At 53.6% G+C, this 19,297-nt stretch carries 15 protein-coding genes; 9 read left to right on the forward strand and 6 right to left on the reverse strand.

The genetic code is table 11. The annotated features are described in order from the left end of the window. Complete coding sequence (locus tag B3M32_RS10640; protein ID WP_290746560.1) at positions 1–747, reverse strand: acyl-[acyl-carrier-protein] thioesterase; 747 nt, start codon at positions 745–747, stop codon at positions 1–3. A gap of 50 nt (positions 748–797) precedes the next feature. Between B3M32_RS10640 and aroA the strand changes: the two genes are divergently transcribed. Together aroA and dacB are read left to right on the forward strand one after the other, a co-directional pair. Further along, on the forward strand, positions 798–2,102 hold the full coding sequence (gene aroA / locus B3M32_RS10645) for a 3-phosphoshikimate 1-carboxyvinyltransferase (RefSeq protein ID WP_290746564.1): 1,305 nt from the start codon (positions 798–800) through the stop codon (positions 2,100–2,102). After that, the gene (gene dacB, locus B3M32_RS10650; protein WP_290746567.1) at positions 2,099–4,267 is read left to right on the forward strand and encodes a D-alanyl-D-alanine carboxypeptidase/D-alanyl-D-alanine endopeptidase; all 2,169 of its coding nucleotides are present in this window, start codon (positions 2,099–2,101) and stop codon (positions 4,265–4,267) included. The genes aroA and dacB overlap by 4 nt, the downstream gene beginning before the upstream one ends. Here the strand turns inward: dacB and B3M32_RS10655 are convergent. After that, on the reverse strand, positions 4,264–4,716 hold the full coding sequence (locus tag B3M32_RS10655; protein WP_290746570.1) for a hypothetical protein: 453 nt from the start codon (positions 4,714–4,716) through the stop codon (positions 4,264–4,266). The two genes, dacB and B3M32_RS10655, sit on opposite strands and share 4 nt — an antisense overlap. Before the next feature lie 19 nt (positions 4,717–4,735). Between B3M32_RS10655 and B3M32_RS10660 the strand changes: the two genes are divergently transcribed. Next, positions 4,736–7,597 carry a TIGR02171 family lipoprotein gene (locus B3M32_RS10660; protein ID WP_414655180.1) on the forward strand — a complete coding sequence of 954 codons (2,862 nt, stop codon included), beginning with the start codon at positions 4,736–4,738 and terminating at the stop codon, positions 7,595–7,597. Between the two features lie 10 nt (positions 7,598–7,607). Here B3M32_RS10660 and B3M32_RS10665 read toward each other — a convergent pair whose 3' ends face one another. Next, the gene (locus B3M32_RS10665; RefSeq protein WP_290746576.1) at positions 7,608–8,864 is read right to left on the reverse strand and encodes an aminotransferase class V-fold PLP-dependent enzyme; all 1,257 of its coding nucleotides are present in this window, start codon (positions 8,862–8,864) and stop codon (positions 7,608–7,610) included. Positions 8,865–9,154: 290 nt separating this feature from the next. Between B3M32_RS10665 and B3M32_RS10670 the strand changes: the two genes are divergently transcribed. Further along, positions 9,155–10,465 carry an FISUMP domain-containing protein gene (locus B3M32_RS10670; RefSeq protein ID WP_290746579.1) on the forward strand — a complete coding sequence of 437 codons (1,311 nt, stop codon included), beginning with the start codon at positions 9,155–9,157 and terminating at the stop codon, positions 10,463–10,465. 20 nt (positions 10,466–10,485) lie between these two features. Then, positions 10,486–11,457, forward strand: coding sequence for an EF-P lysine aminoacylase EpmA (epmA, locus tag B3M32_RS10675; RefSeq protein ID WP_290746582.1), 972 nt, complete (start codon positions 10,486–10,488; stop codon positions 11,455–11,457). Between the two features lie 18 nt (positions 11,458–11,475). Here epmA and B3M32_RS10680 read toward each other — a convergent pair whose 3' ends face one another. Continuing rightward, the gene (locus B3M32_RS10680) at positions 11,476–11,991 is read right to left on the reverse strand and encodes a TlpA family protein disulfide reductase (protein ID WP_290746586.1); all 516 of its coding nucleotides are present in this window, start codon (positions 11,989–11,991) and stop codon (positions 11,476–11,478) included. Positions 11,992–12,044: 53 nt separating this feature from the next. Between B3M32_RS10680 and B3M32_RS10685 the strand changes: the two genes are divergently transcribed. After that, positions 12,045–13,112 carry a type IV pilus twitching motility protein PilT gene (locus tag B3M32_RS10685; RefSeq protein WP_290746589.1) on the forward strand — a complete coding sequence of 356 codons (1,068 nt, stop codon included), beginning with the start codon at positions 12,045–12,047 and terminating at the stop codon, positions 13,110–13,112. A 3-nt stretch (positions 13,113–13,115) separates the two neighbouring features. Continuing rightward, entirely contained in the window at positions 13,116–14,318 is a 1,203-nt protein-coding gene (locus tag B3M32_RS10690) for a type II secretion system F family protein (RefSeq protein WP_290746592.1), read from the forward strand. 221 nt (positions 14,319–14,539) lie between these two features. Here the strand turns inward: B3M32_RS10690 and pflA are convergent, their stop codons facing one another. Beyond that, positions 14,540–15,271 (reverse strand): pyruvate formate-lyase-activating protein, encoded by a 732-nt coding sequence (pflA, locus tag B3M32_RS10695; RefSeq protein ID WP_290746596.1) that lies wholly within the window; start codon positions 15,269–15,271, stop codon positions 14,540–14,542. A 166-nt stretch (positions 15,272–15,437) separates the two neighbouring features. Between pflA and B3M32_RS10700 the strand changes: the two genes are divergently transcribed. Beyond that, a complete protein-coding gene (locus B3M32_RS10700) occupies positions 15,438–16,376 on the forward strand; it encodes a glycoside hydrolase family 16 protein (RefSeq protein WP_290746599.1) in 939 nt (312 codons plus the stop codon). A 102-nt stretch (positions 16,377–16,478) separates the two neighbouring features. Here B3M32_RS10700 and pflB read toward each other — a convergent pair whose 3' ends face one another. After that, positions 16,479–18,737: a formate C-acetyltransferase gene (pflB, locus tag B3M32_RS10705; RefSeq protein WP_290746604.1), complete on the reverse strand. Its 2,259-nt coding sequence runs from the start codon at positions 18,735–18,737 to the stop codon at positions 16,479–16,481. Positions 18,738–19,064: 327 nt separating this feature from the next. Here pflB and B3M32_RS10710 point away from each other — a divergent pair. Next, a partial coding sequence (locus tag B3M32_RS10710) for an alanine--tRNA ligase-related protein (protein ID WP_349679870.1) occupies positions 19,065–19,297 on the forward strand: 233 nt, incomplete at its 3' end.

Below are 19,297 nucleotides of genomic sequence, written 5' to 3' on the forward strand. Positions count from 1 at the left end.
CTAGCCGCTGAATCCGATGCGCGACTGGAAGTAGCACTGGGTGCTGTCCTCGGCGTTCATGCCGAAGATGTAGGCGTGGTGGTTCGTATTCTTGAAGCGTACGATGTCGACCTTGGCTCCCAGCGGGACTTGTGCGATGTAGTTCATTTGTATGGAACGGATGCGGCGGTTCTTGATTTCGTCCACGTCGAGGGAATCCATGACCCAGTCCACGTAGCGGCAGTGGTTCACGTGGTTATTCATGTCGAGGTCGCTGTACTTGGCCACCTCGGTACGGATGATGCGCGGTTCGATTTCGGGGTTCAGGATGTCCATCATCTCGGGCAGGGCGTTCTTGCCAGGGAAGAGCGGGATGGGGAACGGACTGTTGGCCGGATTCTCGGACTTGCCCGTTTGCATGTTCACGAGCAGCCAGCTCGATGTCGCCTGTGCGATGGAGTGCCCTTGGGAATCGATGATGGAATAGTCCTTCAGGACAACCTTGTCCTTGTAGAAGTCCTTGGCCCAGGTGGAAATGCTGAGCTTTTCGCCCCAGACGGGCTGGTGCAATATGCGGATCTTCATGCGGGTGATGACGGTCGTGTAGCCGGCCTTCATCATCTTCCACAGGCCAAAGCCGTTCTGCTCGGCGTCGGTGATGGCGGTATCTTCCATGAACAGGAAAAGGTTCGAAAGCTTGAGTCTGCTGTGGTGGTCGCAATCCGAAAAGCGTACTTCAAATTTTTTTGTCGTAATTTCTTGTTCCATGGGAGTCCTCTTTTTTCCGAGTTGTCAATAATAATGTATAATTTTCATGTATGAAAGAATTCCAATTCCGACCAAGTTTTATCCAGTTACCTGCATTAAGTTCATATAACGGCGAAATCCGCTTGCCGGGATCGAAAAGTATTACGAACAGGGTGTTCCTGATGTCGGCGCTTGCGAAGGGCTCTACGCATCTTCGCAACCTCCTTAAGAGCGACGATACCCGCTACATGGGCGAGGCTTTGCAAAAGCTCGGTGTGAAAATCGATATTTCGAACGACGGCAGGGATGCCGTGGTGCACGGCAATGCCGACGCGATTTCGGTGGATTCTCCGGTGGAGCTTTTCTTGGGCAATGCCGGTACGGCAATGCGTTCGCTTACGGCGGCCCTTGCACTCGGTAAGGGGGAGTTCCACTTGCATGGCGAAGAGCGCATGAGCGAACGTCCTATCCGCGACCTGGTCGATGCGTTGCGTACTCTAGGCGCCGACATTGACTACGAGGAAAGTGAAGGGTATCCTCCGGTATGCATCAAGGCGAACGGGTTGAATGGCGGTGATGTCTCTGTACGGGGCAACATCTCGAGCCAGTACCTGTCTGCGTTGTTGATTTGCGCTCCGTATTGCAGGGCTCCGCTGCATATCCATGTTGAAGGCGAACTGATTTCTGTTCCCTATGTTGAACTGACTCTCGAAATCATGAAGCAGTTCGGCATCGAGGTGCGCCAGGAGAACATGACCGATTTTTATGTTCCGCAGGGCGTGTACAGTTTCTCCGGGGAATTCCTCGTGGAAGGCGATGCGAGTTCTGCGAGCTATCCGCTGGCCGCGGCCGCTATTGCCAAGGGCAAGGTGCGTGTGCTGGGAGTGGGTAGCGAGAGTGACCAGGGCGATGTGGCTTTTGCCGAGGTGTTGCGCAAGATGGGTGCCCGGGTGACAATCGGCCCGGACTGGATCGAGTGCGATGGTTCCGGCTGCACGCTCCATGGAATCGACATGAACCTGAACGATATTCCCGATGCGGCGATGACGGTCTCCGTACTTGCTCTCTTTGCCGACGGACCGTCCAAGATTAGCGGCATCGCCAGCTGGCGCGTAAAGGAAACGGACCGCATTGCAGCAATCTCCGCGGAACTGCAAAAAGTGGGAGCGACGGTTACAAGCGACATGGACAGCATCAGCATCGTTCCTCCCGAGACTCTTTTGCCGGCGACTATCGAAACATACAACGACCACCGCATGGCGATGTGCTTTAGCCTTGTCGCCCTTGGTGGAGTCCCGATAAAGATTATGGACCCCGCGTGCGTGAACAAGACATATCCGCAGTATTTCGAAGACTTCAACAGACTGGCCAAATGATGCGATGGAATAGACTTGTCTGCCTTTCTTTGGTTCTTGCCGCTCCGTTGCTGGCGGGAATAGATGTGGCGCCGTACCAGGCCTATGTCGACTCGGTTGTTCCCGGTTCGCGGTATGGGCTGTCTGTACGGTCGGTAAAGACGGGCAAGGAAATCATGAACATCCGCGGCATGGAGAAATTTACTCCGGCCAGTACGCTCAAGACGCTTACGACGGCGACGGCGCTGCATTTCTTGCCGATAGACTACGAGCCGAAAACGGAAGTTTCCATGAACGGCAGTATCCGCAGCAAGGTGTTCTGGGGTTCTGTGAATATCCGAGGTGAAGGGGATCCGAACTTTTCGGGGCGTTACTTTGCCGATCCGTTCTACATGCTGAACGCCATGGCGGATTCGATCGCGATGTTGGGGATTGATTCCATTCATGGCCGCATCCAGCTCGATACGAGTTACTATACGGGGCCGTGGAAGGCGGAGCATTGGCGCAAGAACTTCTATAACGCCTGGTACGGAGCCGAAATCGGCCCGCTGGGATTCAACGACAACTGCACCATGGTGCGATTCAAGCCCGGCGAAAAGGAAGGCGATACGGCGATTGTTTCCGTATTGCCCGATGTGGGGTACGTGACGATCAAGAACGAACTGGTGACGGTCGCTGGACAGAAAAAGAAGTGGACGTACGCCATCGATTCGGTCAAGTCCGAAATCACCCTGGGCGGCAGTATCGGCTTGGGTGTAGACTCGGCGAGTCTTGTGCTGCCCATCCGAAATCCGGTCGGGTATTTCCGTGCGGCGCTGCTGACTGCCCTCAAGGAACGCGGTATCGCTTATGTCGAAGACAAGAGCGTCCCTGCCGGAATAGACATCAAGAAGTTCTCTTTTTCGGCGGCCCCGCTCCTGAGCATCCTGGACGAAATCAATCAGCGCAGCCAGAATTTCCATGCAGAAACGCTGTTCCGCAATCTCGGTGCCGAAAAGGCTGGCGAGGGCAGCGTGGAGGGCGGAAAGAAGATGGAGCGCCAGTTCCTTTCGGAGATGGGAATCAATCCGGACGATTTCGAGGTATGGGATGGTTGCGGGCTTTCTCCCAAGAACAAGCTCAAACCTTCCGTGGAAACGCAGATGCTCGCCAAGATGGCGCGGCATCCGAAGGGAGCGTTCTACATCAATAGTTTTGCAAGTCCGGGTGTCGGTACGGGCGGCAAGAGAATGCTCGATCTGCCGTATCCGTGGCTCACGCATTTCAAGACGGGTTTCATTGGCGAGGCTCATGCGCTTGTAGGCTACGTGTTCCCGATGGACGGCGATACGCTGACGGTGGCCATGTACCTGAACGAGACGGGCAAGAATCCCGACCAGAAGTTGAAGGACGTACTGGATACGCTGTGGATGCGCCTGATTGCGCAGACGAGCGACAGTTATGCATCGTTGATGGAAATGAAACGGCTTTGGCTCCTGGCGCAGAACGAGAAAGGGCTTCCGGCCCGGTTGGACCATTTTTCAAAAGCCCTTTTGAATAGGCCGTACAAGCTTGGCCCCATGGGCGAAAGCTACCTGGATTCTGTCGAGAATAAGCCGTTAGTTTATCTGGATTCCCTGGATTGTGTTACGTTTGTCGAGCATGTCCTAGCGCTTGCCTTGGCCCCGAACGAAGATTCCATTTTCGTGCAACTGCAGCGCATCCGTTACAGGGATGGCGTAATTGACTACACTGCCCGCAAGCATTACATGTTGGATGACTGGGTCGGCGAAGGCCGTTTTGCCAAGGTGATTCCGATGGACGGCGATACGGTCATTACGCGAACTATGCCGAAGACGGAGTTCTTCAAGTCGAAGAAAATCCCGTACAAGGTCGACGGAAAACCCGCTGTGGATACCCCGATGGAAATCCGTTACCTTCCTCTGGACAAGGCGATTGCCTGGGCCAGGAATCCGTATCAGGGAGAAAATAAGGTTGTCGGCATCGCCTTTATTGGCAAGTCCGATAAAATCGATGCGACCCATACCGGTTTCGTTCTTTTCCGTAAGGGAGAAATTCCGAAATTGAGGCACGCCTCTTCGCTAAAGAATAAGACCGTGGAGCAACCGCTGGCACAGTACCTTGTAAGTCGCAAGGGTAAACTGCCGGGAATTACTTTGTTTGAATTCTTGCCCCAGGCCCGCTAGTCGCCGTAATCAAAGGCGAGAATGGCGACCAGTCCGTACGGGTTGTCGTTGTCTACGACGGGATCCCGGTTCGGGAACGCTGTCCAGGCGTCCGGAGTCCATCCGTAGGCGTTTGCCGTGAGTTCGTTGCCGAGCGCTATCTCGGCCTTTTCTATTTCTTCCCATGGAATCTGTGCGCCAGGTGACTTGTAGTAGCGCAACATTCCCAAGGTCTCCAGCGATTCGGGATAGTTGTCGACCAGTTGGTAAACGCAGTCCTTGAAACTCGTGCCCGCAATGCGGATGACTCGGAACAGGCGCTTGCGTCCCAGGAACGCCAGAAGGTCCCTGCGGTTGGTTTCCGGGGTCGTTCCTTCGCCGAAAAACACCGAAAGTTCACGAAAAACCTCTGTTTTTTCTTCCAAAAAGGGAGAAATTTTTTTTATGAGGTTGTTTATTTCTTCGGCCATGTTAGAAAGATATATATTTATGGCAGAAAAAGAAGTTATCGGGGTTAGCGTTTTGTATCGAAAGGTTGGATCTTTCTGGATATTGTTTCTCTGTGTATTCGGCTTGTATACCGGATGCGGTTCTTCTGATGTCAGTTCGACAGATGCGGAATCGTCGGATTCGCAGACTCCTTCCAGCAGCTCCTTCGACGAACCGGTGGCTCTCCCCGAATCCATGGACGGTTTCGAAAAGATCCAGGCGAGCGGCAAGTATGTCTATGTCGGGACAGAGGAAATTTCTGCCAAGAGCAACGAACGCCCCCAAATGAAGGTGGCGTTTACTTACGACTTTTTCCTGGGCAAGGGCGAAGTGACTTGTCGCGATTTCAACGAGGCGATGCAGGCTGTTTCCAAGCTGCAGGTCCCCTGTGCATCCGATTCGCTTCCCGTGGCCGATGTTACATATTACGATGCCGTTCTCTATGCGAATGCGCGGAGCAAGGCTCTTGGTATGGACACTGTCTATACATACAGCAAGTCCGTTATCGATAATGACGGGCACTGCTCGAGTCTGGAGGGCTTGACGCTCCGCAATATGGCCTTGGGCTTGCGACTGCCGACAGAAGCGGAATGGACGCTTGCCGCGCAGATGAACTGGGATGAGAAGAATAGCTGGAATTCCGGCAATGCCGAAAATGCGGCCCACAAGGTGTGTACTTCGGGATCCCAGGCCCGCATTTGCGATATGGCGGGTAACGTCATGGAATGGGTCAACGACTGGTTGGGAAATTTCGGCGAGTCGCAGGTGACCAACTTTGTCGGTGCTGCCGAAGGGGACGGCATCGGCCAACGCATTGTGAAGGGCGGCGGATTCAGGACGGCTCCCGAGAACCTGAAGATTTATTCGCGTGGCGATATCTATGCGGTAACTTCGTCGACGCATGCGGTGTATGTCGGGTTCAGGCTTGCATTCGGGCCGATTCCCAATCCTGCATGGCTGGACAATTCGGGCAAGGCCGTAAGTCAGCGCATTGTGCCGTTGGCTAATCTCGTGACCATTCGCGGAGTGACCGGCGCATACAAGACAAAGCTGGTGTTCCGTAACGAGGTCACGGGCAATCTCGCTTTTATCGACTACACGGTCGGGGCCCCTTCCGTGGTAGAAATTGAGGACGATATCGATTCGTACCATCCGGACATTTCTCCGGACGGCAGCCGCGTTGCTTTCTGTACCGGGCTCGAAGGCACTAAAGCCAATTCGTCTGTCTATGTGCGCAATCTCGATGCCTCGGGCAGCGGTCTTGTGAAGCTGGATGTGGAAAGCGCGGCCATACCGCGTTGGCGTGTTCTGCCGAACGGCGATACCGTAATCGTGTACGTGACGTCTGCTGCCGACAACAAGGACGAAGCTTCGTTCCTGGCACAATCTACATGGCAGGTAAAGTTCTCGGGCGGAAAGTTCGGGATTCCCCAGAAGCTTTTCGATGGGGCCTACCATGGCGGCATCAGCGAGGATAACCGCCTGGCCGTGTCCGGATCGAGCAGGCTGCGTGCCCGTATAGTTCCTCCAGGCGATACGGGTACGGTTCAGAACGTTGTCTGGTACGGTAACGAGCAGGCCTGCAACGCATCGCTTTCGAAAGACGGAAGCAAGAGGACGCTCTTCTTGGATTTTGCCCCGCAGATAGGCAAGGATGCCGCCGGGATGGACTACAGGACTCATGAGATCGTCTTTATCGCCGACAGCACCGGAAGGTTGATTCAGGGAATCGTGGCTCCTAAACCCTATACTTTTGACCATACGGAATGGATTTACAACGTGACGCCGAAAACGTTGGGCGGAGCTGCAATCGCAACGCTTACCAATGCCGACGGCGCCCATACCAAGATTGTCCTTATCGATTTCTATGCGAATCTCGTTATCGAGGTGGTAGAAGGCGAAGACCTGTGGCACCCGGCCCTGTGGTCAAATTCTGCAGATAACGTAGCGTATGGCGATTTGGATATCGATAGTGCGGGAGTCTATTGTACGCCCGATTGCGGCGAAGCCGCTATGATGTTGCGTTACAAGCTCGAACTTCTCTGGACGCACAAGGATTCGGCGAATACGGTAATGCTTGGATCGTCGCGCATGCTCGAAGGAGTTATACCGGCGTTGCTGAGTGACGAGTTCTATGCGATCAACATGGCGAACGTCCCGAACTTGCCGATTACATCGAAATACCTTTTTGAAAATTATATCTTGCCGCATGTGAAGAACCTCAAGTATCTGGTCATCTCAATCGATATCGACTTGTGGAGCTACAGCGAACATTCCAACTATTATTTCTTCTTGGAAGATTACAAAAAATTCCCCGGATTCGTATACGACCAGAACCATTCCTATTGGCAGGGGGCGTACCCCGAGGGTCTGGCAGAAATGACGCAGGCGACTTATGGCTCCGAATTCTATGCGAAATACTTCAGGGACGAGATGGGCTATGTGCGGCTGGATGGGGCTACGTGGGAAGACAATCCGACGGTCGATTACGACAGCACTTGGATGGACAAGCATCCCAGTACGTATTACGAATCCCTTGGCCATATCGAAGAAATTATCGAGATGGCCGCGGCTCACGATATCCAGGTGCTGGGAATCATTTTCCCGCAGAGCCCGAATTTCAAAAAGACGGGTGGATTTGGAAAGTACGGTCTGCGCCGCAGCGAGGCTCCTGCCCTGGTGGAATACATTGCGGGTCTGACGGCCAAGTACCCGAACTTCACGTTCATGGACGAAAACAAGATGGGCGATCACGACTATGCCGACAACATGGCCATCAACAAGGACCATCTCGGCTATCCGGGAGCCGTGCAGATGACGGGCCGAATCGACGCGGCTCTCAAGGCGATGTCAAAGAAATAATTTTCAGAAGTTAGGCGAAAAGTCTGATGACGCGGCGGATGCCGGCGACAAGGCGGTCAATGTCGCGCTTTAGTGTATATGCGCCGAAACTCAGACGCAGTGTCGCGTCTACTCCGAAGCGGTCCATCACGGGCTGTGCGCAGTGGTGGCCGCTCCTGACGGCGACGTTTTCTTCGTCCAGGATCATGGCGGCGTCGCTTACGGCGATTCCGTCCAAGGTAATGCTTATGAGTGCGCCGCGTTCCTTGGGATTCCCGAAGATCTTTACTTGCGGGATTTTCGCCAGCTCAGCGACGGCGTATTGCGTCATTTCCGCTTCGTGCTCGCGGATGTTGTCGATCCCTTTTTCGTTCAGCCATTCAATCGCCTTGCCGAGTCCGATGACTTCGGCGATGGCGGGCGTGCCGGCCTCGAAACGTGCGGGCACGTCGGCAAAAGTCGTCTTTTCGAACGTCACGTTCTTGATCATCTCGCCGCCGCCGTGCCACGGGGGCATGGAATCGAGAACGCTGTATTTCCCGTAAAGCACGCCGATTCCGGTGGGGCCGTACATCTTGTGCCCGCTGAAGGCGAGAAAGTCGCAGTCGAGCGCCTGCACGTCAATCTTGATATGGCTGGAACTCTGGGCCGCATCGATAAGGATCTTTGCCTGCGGTGCAGCGGAGCGGACCGTCTTGATGATATCGGCAATCGGGTTGATTGTTCCGATGGAATTGCTCACGTGCGTGACGGCGACCATCTTGGTGCGAGCGTTCAGGAGTTCGGGCAGCTTTGTCAGGTCCAGGTCCCCGTCATCTTTTACCGGGATGACTTTGATCTTGGCTCCCTTCATTTCGGCGACGAGTTGCCAGCTGACGATGTTCGCGTGGTGCTCGAGTCCGCTAATGACGATTTCGTCGTCAGCATCGAAGAATTTGCGTCCGTAACTCCAGGCGACAAGGTTGATGCTTTCGGTCGTGCCGCGCGTAAAGACGATTTCGTCTTCGCTCTTGGCGTTCAAAAACTTCGCCACATCCTTGCGGGTCTTTTCGAAGGCTTCGGTGGTGCGGGCGCTCAAGCGGTACACGCCGCGCTTGACGGAACTGTAATGCTCGCGGTAGAAGTCATCCATCGCGTCGATGACGCATGCGGGTTTCTGCGTGGTGGCGGTGCTATCCAAAAAGGCGAGGGGTTTTTCTTCCTTGTCGCCGGCTACGAGCATCGGGAATTCGCCACGAATCGATTCCGCGTCGAGAAAAATGGTGCCATGAGCATTCGCGTCGTTCATGTCCACAAATTTAGAAAACCGAAAACAGGATGCTTGTAAACAAAAGGATACAATATGGGCTTCAAAATATACTTTTTTTACTTTTTTTCTTAAAAAATACTGTCTGCTGTAAAATAATCTTACATGGCCGGAAAGATATGTTTTGATTGCTATATTAAGGCCATAAACGGTTTATAAGGTGTATGCGTGAATCCGTTTGGGTATGTAAGGAGTATATGAGAACTTTGTCTGTAAAACGTTCGCTTTACGTTGTATTATTTTTAGCTATTGGTGCGTTTGCGCAGGATTCCTTGCATGACGCCATTGATTCCGGCGACTTGGCTGCAGCCAAGAAAATGGTAAAGAACGGAGAAATTGAAGAAATATATTGCGGCAAGATGTCTGCGAACGATGCCGTCAGCGTTTACGAAAAAATTTTCAAGCAGATGCCCGAACAGAGCTTTGCCGCTTGCCCCAACCAGTTTACCTACGGTTACGGAACCAAGGTTTGCGCCAATGCGAAGGCCGTAAACGCCTGTACTGAAGTCGTTTCCTTTCTCTTGAACGATGCCGTCGCCGGCAACACCAACGCCCTGGACATGTTGGACAAGGTGGCGAAAGTTGCCCTGAAGACAAAGGGCTTCAACAAGCCGGTAAAGGAAAAGGTCGATACGACAATGTGGGTCGCCTGTCCCAAGAAGGGTAAGGCCAAGGAAGAATGCCTTGCCCAGTGCATTGCCCAGGCCGATTCCATGTACGATGTCGCGCACAAGCTTTCTTGCCCCGCCAAGCCGGAACATTATGTAGATACGGTTGTTACGGTTACGAAGCCCTCACCGCTTTACGAAAAACTTGGCACGGGCCTTAAGGAAGGCTATTGGAAGTGCCCGATGAACGTTGCCGTGAAGTTCGCGAATATCATGCAGGCGAACGCGAAGGCCCTGGCTATTCCCGATACGTTGATTCCGTCCGTGAAGTATGTGCAGCGCTGGGCCGAACAGCACAAGGCCGACAGCACCGCGTTGCCGGGTGGCCAGCTTTTCCGTTTCTGTACGGCTTGGCAGCCGCAGGTGGATTCTATCCTTGCTTCGCTTGAACTGGAAACGCGTTGCCCGGTGTTCGAGTCGTTTACCGACCCGCGTGATAACCAGGTATACAAGGTGAAGGATATCAATGGGGTCAAGTGGTTCGTGCAGAACCTGAATTATGCCATGGAAGAAGGTTCCATGTGCTATGACCGCGACGACGAGAACTGCAATGCCTACGGGCGCCTCTACACGCAGGCCGCCGCCAAGACGGCATGCCCCGAAGGATCCCGCCTTGCGACGGACGAAGACTGGAAGATGCTTGAAGTCTATGCCGGTGGCGCCAGTGATGCCGCGGTAAAGCTCCGCAGCAATGGTAGCGACGACTATGCGTTTACGGCGATGTTTGGCGGCTATGCCAACAAGAACGGAATTTCTACGACAATAGGAGAAGGAGCCTATTTTTGGACAGAAAAAGCTGATGGGGATAAACGCGGAACGGCCCGTTCCATGTTCAGTACGGATAAAGAAGTGTCGTCCATTTCCGTGGACAGCGGATTCTACTTGGCCGTACGTTGCATAATGCAGGCCGAATAAAAGAGAGTTTAGGGGGCGTAATGGTATCCATCAGAAGTAAATTCGCACCGACATGTTCGCGCGAGACCTGGGTCGAAAGGCAATCCCTTTTGTCTAAGGTGAGATCTTTTTTCTTGAACAGGAAGGTATTGGAAGTAGAATCTCCGACGCTTTCGAATGCGGGCGGTACCGATCCACAATTGGATTATTTCGAAGTGGATTCCACGCCGACGCAGTACATGATGACGAGTCCCGAATTCCACATGAAGCGCCTGCTGGCAGCCGGCTTTGGCGATATTTTCCAGATTACCAAATCGTTCCGCAAGGATGAATTCGGTTGCCACCACAATAACGAGTTCAGCATGGTGGAGTGGTACCGTGTCGGGATGCCCCAGGAGCAGCTGATGGACGAGGTGGAAAGTCTTGTCAGCGAAATCATGGGCCATCCGGTCAATGCCAAGCGTACGCGCTGGATAGACGCTTTCAAGAATTACGCGGGTGTCGATCCGTTCTGCAGGGATTTTACGAATTTTTCCGACACTTGCGAATACCACGGGATTCCCGTTCCGGAACATTCCGGGATGATGAGCCGCGAGGACTGGTGGGATTATCTGATGGTCTTTGTCGTGGAACCGGCCCTTGCCGCCCATGGTGCAGAATTCATCACGGACTATCCGCCTTCCCAGGCAGCCCTTGCGCAGACGTATGTGGACAAGGACGGCCTGACCTGGGCGAAGCGTTTTGAGCTCTTTATAGACAAAGTAGAACTCTGCAACGGCTATACGGAACTGACCGATGCCGCGGAACAGCGCCGCAGGTTCGAAGCCGATCTGGAACTGCGCCGCAGGGCGAACAAGCCTTTGCCGCCCATGGACGAACGTTTTCTTGCCGCGCTGGAATCGGGCATGCCCGCCTGCTCCGGCGTCGCGCTTGGCCTGGACAGGCTCTTTATGCTGGCTCTGGGCAAGGCGGAAATCGCCGACGTGATTCTTTTCCCGAGTCCCGTCGCTTAGAATCTTTCTGGCAATAGACTAGTTCAGGATGCGTTCGAGTGTCGAGCGCATTTTCTTTTCGTCGAGGATGCCGGCGGTGATGTTTATGATATCGTCGTTGCCGTCGACAAGGTAGCTGACGGGAAGCACTCTCGGATTTCCGAGGGCGTTCATGAGGTCGTAGTTCCAGTGGACGACAGCCCAGGGCATCATTTGCGATTTCTTGAACCGGGCGGCAATCTTGATATTGTCGTCTTCGCTTATCATGAGGATTTTGAACCCTCTGGAAGAATAGTCCTGGTGTAGCGACTTGAGGATTGGTATTTCGGCGATGCAGGCAGGGCACCAGCTGGCGCTCAGTACGATAAGGGTCACCTTGCCGCGTTCGTAGTAGTATTCCGTCTTTTCTCCGTTGAGGTCAAGGGCGGTAAAGTTCATGATTGTCTGCGGCATCTCCTGGAACGGCTTCGTCTGTTCCTTGTATACATGGTATGCAAGGATGAAAAAACAGGCCGAAATCAGTATGGCGAGGATTTTTTTGGATTTATGCCACATATCTAAAGAGAATTTATGTTTTTTTTTGCCCTTTTTAAATTATATTCTGCAATATGGCATACAATATTCAAGATCTTCTTTCTGAAATGGTGAAACGCGGAGCTTCGGACCTGCATATTACGGCTGGTGCGCCTCCCCTTGTCCGTCTTTCTGGTAAGCTGACCCCGATCGGGAACGACAAGCTGAAACCGGACGAAACCATGCGTATGACTTACAGCTTGATGAACGAGCTGCAGAAAAAGTCCTTTGAGCAGAACAAGGAATGCGACTTCTCGTTCGGTATCGCGAATCTTGCGCGTTTCCGTGCGAACGCCTACCTGCAGCGTGGTTGTGTGGCGCTGGCGCTCCGTATCATCCCGCTCGAAATCAAGACCTTCAAGGAACTCGGCCTCCCGAAGATCCTGGCCGAATTCACGACCCGTCCGTCGGGCCTTGTGTTGGTGACGGGTGCTACCGGTTCCGGTAAGTCTACGACCCTTGCCGCCATGATCGACAAGATTAACAAGGAACGTCATGACCATATCTTGACGGTGGAAGACCCTATCGAATTTTTGCACAAGCACCAGGGTTGCATGATCAACCAGCGCGAAGTCGGAAGCGACACCAACAGCTTCTCCCAGGCGCTCAAGATGGCTTTGCGTCAGGACCCGGACGTGGTGCTTATCGGCGAAATGCGTGACTTGGAAACCATCCGTGCGGCCCTTACGATTGCAGAAACCGGCCACTTGGCCTTTGCGACCTTGCATACCAACTCTTGCGTGCAGACCATCAACCGTGTGGTGGATGCTTTCCCGAAAGGAGAACAGCAGACCGTGCGTACGCAGCTTTCCTTCGTGCTCCAGGGTGTCATTTGTCAGACCCTTGTCCCGAAGATTGGCGGCGGCCGCGTAATGGCTTACGAAATCATGAGCGTGACGCCGGGTATCCGTGCGCTTATCCGCGACGACAAGGTCCACCAGATCGAGTCGATGATTGAAATTGGCCAGAAGTTCGGCATGAACACGATGAACATGTGCCTTTGCGATCTGGTGAAGAACCGCAAGGTGGACCGTTTTGAGGCTCTGGCCCGTTCACCGAGTCCGGACCAGCTGGAACAGTTGTTCGTGAAGGAAGGAGTCTAATCGATGGCAGAGTTCCTGTACAAGGCGCAAAATGCCCAGGGCAACAATTTCGAAGGTACTCTCGAGGCAAAGGACAAGGCCGAAGCCGAAGCCATGCTCATGCGTCGCCGCCTGGTGATCGTGAGCCTCAAGAAGAAGCCGACCGAAATCAAGATCAAGATTGGTACCGGCATCAAGCACGAGGACCTCACGCGCTTTACGCGTATGTTCTCGTCCATGTGTTCCGCCGGTCTTCCGATGTTGCAGTGCCTGAACATTCTCGAAGAACAGTGTGAAAATCCAGAACTCAAGAATGTCGTCCACAAGGTGACCCAATCCATTAACGGTGGTTCGTCCTTGGCGGATGCGCTTGCGCTTCATCCGAAAGTTTTTGACTCCCTCTATTGCAACATGGTGGCGGCCGGCGAAGCGGGCGGTATCCTTGAAGGGATTCTTCAGCGTCTTGCCGAGACGATGGAAAACAGTATGCGCCTCAAACGCAAGGTGAAGAAGGCCCTGACTTACCCGGTGATGGTTATCATCGTCGGTATCTTGGTGGTGATTGCCCTTATGACGTTCGTGGTGCCGACCTTCGCCGAACAGTTCGCCGCATTGGATGCGGAACTCCCGGCTCCGACTCAGGTGGTGATGAACATATCTGATTTTATTCGTGACAATGGTGCTTTCCTCTTCATTGCGCTTGTCCTCGTGATTGTGGCATTCAAGATGGTCATGAGGATCCCTGCGGCAAAATTTGCATTTGACAAGTTTATGCTGAAGGTGCCCAAGATAGGTGACCTCACGATTAAGTCTTCTACGGCGAGCTTCTCGAGAACTCTCGGAACCTTGTTGAATGCAGGTGTGAGCGTGATGGAAGCCTTGAAGGTCGTGGCCTCTACGGCTGGTAACAAGGTAGTGGAACAAGCCATCGGTAAGATTGCAATCGGCATTGCCGGCGGTAAGAGTATCGCGGATCCTATGGCAGAAGTAGGCATTTTCCCGCCCATGGTGATTCAGATGACTGGCGTGGGTGAGAAGACCGGTAACTTGGGCGGTATGCTCTTGAAGTTGGCGGACTTCTATGACGAAGAAGTGGACGCTGCGGTGGATTCCGTCGTGAGCATGATCGAACCGCTCATTATCGTGTTCCTCGGCGGCGCGGTCGGTGGCCTCCTGATTGCTATGTATATGCCGATGTTCTCGATGGGCGACGCTATCAAGGGATAATAAACTGCGTAATACTTCGTTACTCCCCCTCTCGCCGTAGATTTTACTACGGCTTCGGGGGTCGTGGCCTCGTCTTACTTGTTTCTTATCCCTTGCTAAAATAGTACGCTACGCGGAGTTGGTTCCTTCTCTCGCTAGGCTTTAGACGAAATCTCGGTTCTATTGAATTTTTGATGTTAAAGACGGGCTTTGGTCCGTTTTTTTTGCTTATGGATGGAAGATTAGGCGCCGAGAATCTTTTTCGCGTTTGCAATCCGTTCCGGTGACGGCGACTTCACGTCTTTCAGCGCGTAGTCGATGCCTAGTTCCTGGTATTTGGCGAGTGCCAGCGCATGGTAGGGGAGGACTTCCACTTTCTCCACGTTGTGGAGCGTCGCGATAAATTCGCGGGTCTTTGCAAGGTATTCGTCGTTGTCGCTGATTCCGGGAACCAGAACGTGGCGAATCCAGATGGGCTTGCCGATTTCGTCCAGGTAGCGGAACATGTCGATGATGTTCTCGTTCCCGTGGCCGGTGAGTTTCTTGTGCTCCGCGGGGTCGATGTGCTTGATGTCGACAAGCAACAAGTCTGTCACGTCCATGAGCCGCTTGAACTTGCCGAAATACGGATCGTTACGAACAAAGTTTACGCCCGACGTGTCGATGCAGGTGTTCACGCCGTTCTGTTTCGCCAGTTCAAAAAGCTCTATCAAGAAATCTATCTGGGCGAGCGGTTCTCCGCCGCTGACGGTGATACCTCCGTCTTTACCCCAGTAGGGCTTGTAACGCAGCGCCATCTTGATGGCCTCTTGCGCGGTCATCTCGCTGCTTGTGCTGTCGTTGAAATTCCATGTTTCGGGATTGTGGCAGAAGAGGCAGCGCATCGGGCAGCCTTGCACAAAGAAAACGAAACGGATTCCGGGTCCGTCCACAGAGCCGAAGGTTTCACACTTGTTGATACGTCCCGTAGTCATGCGTTAAAGATACAATAAAGAAGCACGACCGCAAAGTGTGACGGGGAAAACACTTTGAAAAAGATATTGGTACACTTAATACAGTTGTTTCAGTTTGAATGCCTAAAGGAATTGTAATGCGTTTTTGCGATGAGTAATTTTGAAAACGTAATAAGAGAGGTATACTATGAAAACCAAATACATGCTCCCTACGGCGCTCGCCTTCGTTGCGGCGATTGCAATCGGTTGCTCGGACGATTCCACTGCTACCGCACCGGAAGAACAGGCCGAAGTGCCTGCATCCTCTGCCACTATTGAACCGGCTTCTTCCGAAACCATCATCCAGTCTTCCGAAACTATCGTGCTGTCGTCTTCGTCGGCGGGACCTGTCTCCTATGCCTATTATGGTGCGGAGCTGACTGGCCGTGACCAGTTTACCTACGGCCGTTTCGAAGCCCGTATGAAGATGCTTTCCATTCCGGGTTCCGTGAGCTCCATGTTCCTCTACTACGATCCGTCTTACCTGTTGGGTAAGCAGCCCTGGAACGAAATCGATATCGAGGTGCTGGGCACGACGGATACGAGCTGGCAGGCCAACCTTATCACGCGCTATCCGAACGACACCCTGGAAAACGGCACGGTGAAAAAGAATACGAAGGTCACTTCCGAAAGCAAGCATCCCTTCGGATTCGGGGCAACGGAAGACTTCCACCTGTTCACGCTTGTGTGGACCCCGGAATATATTTCCTGGGAAATCGACAGCGTCGAAATCCGTCGCGACACCCTGGGTATGGCAAAGGGCCAGGTGGAGTTCATGACGCAGCAGCAGTCCCTGCGCTTCAATGTATGGGCTTCCAAGAGCCAGGCCTGGGTGGGCAAGTTCACGGGTGACGAACTCGCCGACGGTCCGAAAATCCAGTATATCGACTATGTGCGCGTCTACAAGTATGACGAGGCGACCAAGAGCTTCACGCTCGATTGGCAGGACGACTTTGACGGAGACGACCTTAATGACGACCACTGGTCCAGGGGTGCCTGGGAAATGGAAAAGGTCATGTTGCGTCACGAAAACCTCATTGTCAAGGACGGCATGGCTCAACTGATGCTTTCTCGCGAAGTGGAATAGACTGAGTGATTATAGGATAAATCCAGCCTGTTTCGCTTACACAAGAAGCCCCGGATAACTCCGGGGCTTCTAAATTGTTTGCACTGAAATTCGGGCGGTCTATTACAGCACGCCGTGGCAGGTTCTGCTGATGACGTCGTCCTGCTGTTCCTTCGTGAGCGAGAGGAACTTGACGGCGTAGCCGGAAACGCGGATGGTGAAGTTCGCGTATTCGGGCTTTTCGGGGTGGGCCTGCGCGTCGAGCAGCTTTTCCACGCCGAACACGTTCACGTTCAGGTGGTGGGCGCCTTGGGCGAAGTAGCCGTCCATCACGGTCACAAGTTTCTGGGAACGTTCCTCGTCGCTGTGGCCGAGGGCGTTCGGGCTAATCGTCTGCGTGTTGCTGATGCCGTCGAGCGCGTATTCGTACGGGAGCTTCGCGACAGAGTTGAGCGAGGCGAGCAAGCCGTTCTTTTCGGCGCCATAGCTCGGGTTTGCACCTGGAGCGAACGGGGCGTTTGCCGGGCGGCCGTCGGGCAGTGCGCCGGTAGCCTTGCCGTACACGACGTTACTCGTAATCGTAAGGATAGAAGTCGTCGGTTCCGCATTGCGGTAGGTGTGGTGCTTCTTGATCTTCGCAATGAATTCCTTCAGGAGCCACACGGCAATTTCGTCGGCGCGGTCGTCGTCGTTACCGTACTTCGGGAAGTCTCCCTTCACCACGAAGTCCTTCACGAGGCCATCGTCGCCACGGACCGTCTTGACCTTTGCGTACTTGATGGCGGAGAGGCTGTCGACCACATGGCTGAAGCCTGCGATACCCGTAGCGAACGTGCGGCGCACGTCGGTATCGATGAGGGCGAGTTCCGCGGCTTCGTAGTAGTACTTGTCGTGCATGTAGTGGATCAGGTTCAGCGTATTCACGTAGATACCCGCGAGCCATTCCAGCATGATGTCGTACTTGTGCATCACTTCGTCGTAGTCGAGGTATTCGCTCGTAATCGGGGCGAGTTCCGGACCGATCTGCATGCCGGGCACCAGGCCGCCCTTCTCGTCCTTGCCGCCGTTGATGGCGTAGAGGAGGGCCTTCGCGAGGTTCGCGCGGGCACCGAAGAACTGCATTTCCTTGCCGGTCTGCGTTGCAGAAACGCAGCAGCAGATGCTGTAGTCGTCACCCCATACCGGGCGCATCACGTCGTCGTTCTCGTACTGGATGGAACTCGTCGTTACGGAAATGTAGGCGGCGTATTCCTTGAAGTTTTCAGGGAGGCGCTTGGTGTAGAGAACGGTGAGGTTGGGCTCCGGGGAGGGACCCATGTTTTCGAGCGTGTGCAAGAAGCGGAAGTCGTTCTTGGTGACCATGGAGCGTCCGTCCTGGCCCATACCGCCGACTTCGAGGGTGGCCCACACCGGGTCGCCGCTGAAGAGCTGGTTGTAGCTTTCGATACGGGCGAACTTGACCATGCGGAACTTCATGACCATGTGGTCCACGAGTTCCTGGGCTTCGCTTTCGGTGAGCGTGCCGTTCTTGAGGTCACGTTCGATATAGATGTCGAGGAAGGTGGAGATGCGGCCCACGCTCATGGCGGCGCCGTTCTGAGTCTTGATGGCGGCGAGGTAACCGAAGTAAAGCCACTGGAAGGCTTCGTGGGCGTTTACTGCGGGTTCGGAAATGTCGAAGCCGTAGCTTGCGGCCATCACCTTCATTTGTTGCAAAGCGCGGATCTGTTCGGCCACTTCTTCGCGCAGTCGGATGACGTCGTCGGTCATGGTGCCGTCGCCGATATGGGCGAGGTCGTTCTGTTTCTGCTTGATGATGTAGTCGATGCCGTAGAGGGCCACGCGACGGTAGTCGCCGACAATACGGCCACGGCCGTAAGTATCCGGAAGACCCGTCAACAGGTGAGCCTTGCGGACGGCGCGGATTTCAGGAGTGTACGCATCGAACACGCCCTGGTTGTGCGTCTTGTGGTAGTCGGTAAAAATCTTGTGGAGCTCGGCGCTCGGTTTGTAGCCGTACTGCTGGCAGGCTTCTTCGGCCATCTTGATACCGCCAAACGGCATGAAGGCGCGCTTGAGCGGCTTGTCGGTCTGGAGGCCCACGACCTTTTCCAGGTCCTTCAGGGATTCGTTGATGTAGCCCGGCTTGTGGCTCGTAATGGTCGAGACAATGTCGGTATCCATGTCGAGGACGCCGCCGTGCCTGCGTTCTTCGGCCTGCAGGCTCTGCAGTTCGTCCCATAATTTTTGAGTTGCATCGGTCGGACCGGCTAGGAAGGACTTGTCTCCATCGTAGGCGGTGTAGTTTTGTTGAATAAAATCGCGGACATTTATTTCGCTTTGCCAGAGTCCGCCGGTAAAGCCTTTCCATGCGTCTATCATTTCCATTTCCTTCTTTTCGAAATGCTAAAAATCCTGTCTAAAATTTATCAAAAGATGGGGCGTCCGTCTTTAGAAAAATATGGGTCCTCTTAACATAAATTGATTTGTAATTATTACAAATATAGTTAATAAATTAACAAGAAGCAACGAAAAAATTGAAAAATTTTTTAAGGCGTTTTTTGCAACGCGTTGATGTTCAATGAAATAGGGTCTTCATGGTAGTTTTTTAGGGGGAAAACCGGCCTCTTTTTATTAAACACTTCTAAACTCTAGACTCTAATTGCTAAATTTACCCCCGAAAAAATAAAGGGACACATTATGCCTACTATGACTTCCGCGCAGGTGCGCGAATCTTTCATCAAGTTCTTTGAATCCAAGGGCCACCTCTTTGTGCGTTCTTCGCCGGTGGTTCCGCATGACGACCCGACGCTCATGTTCACGAACGCGGGCATGAACCAGTTCAAGGCCATTTTCCTGGGCGACAATCCGAAGGGCTGGAAGCGCGTATGCAACAGCCAGAAGTGCCTCCGCGTTTCTGGTAAGCACAACGACCTCGACGT

The sequence above is a fragment of the Fibrobacter sp. UBA4309 genome (assembly GCF_002395745.1).
Classification (GTDB): domain Bacteria; phylum Fibrobacterota; class Fibrobacteria; order Fibrobacterales; family Fibrobacteraceae; genus Fibrobacter.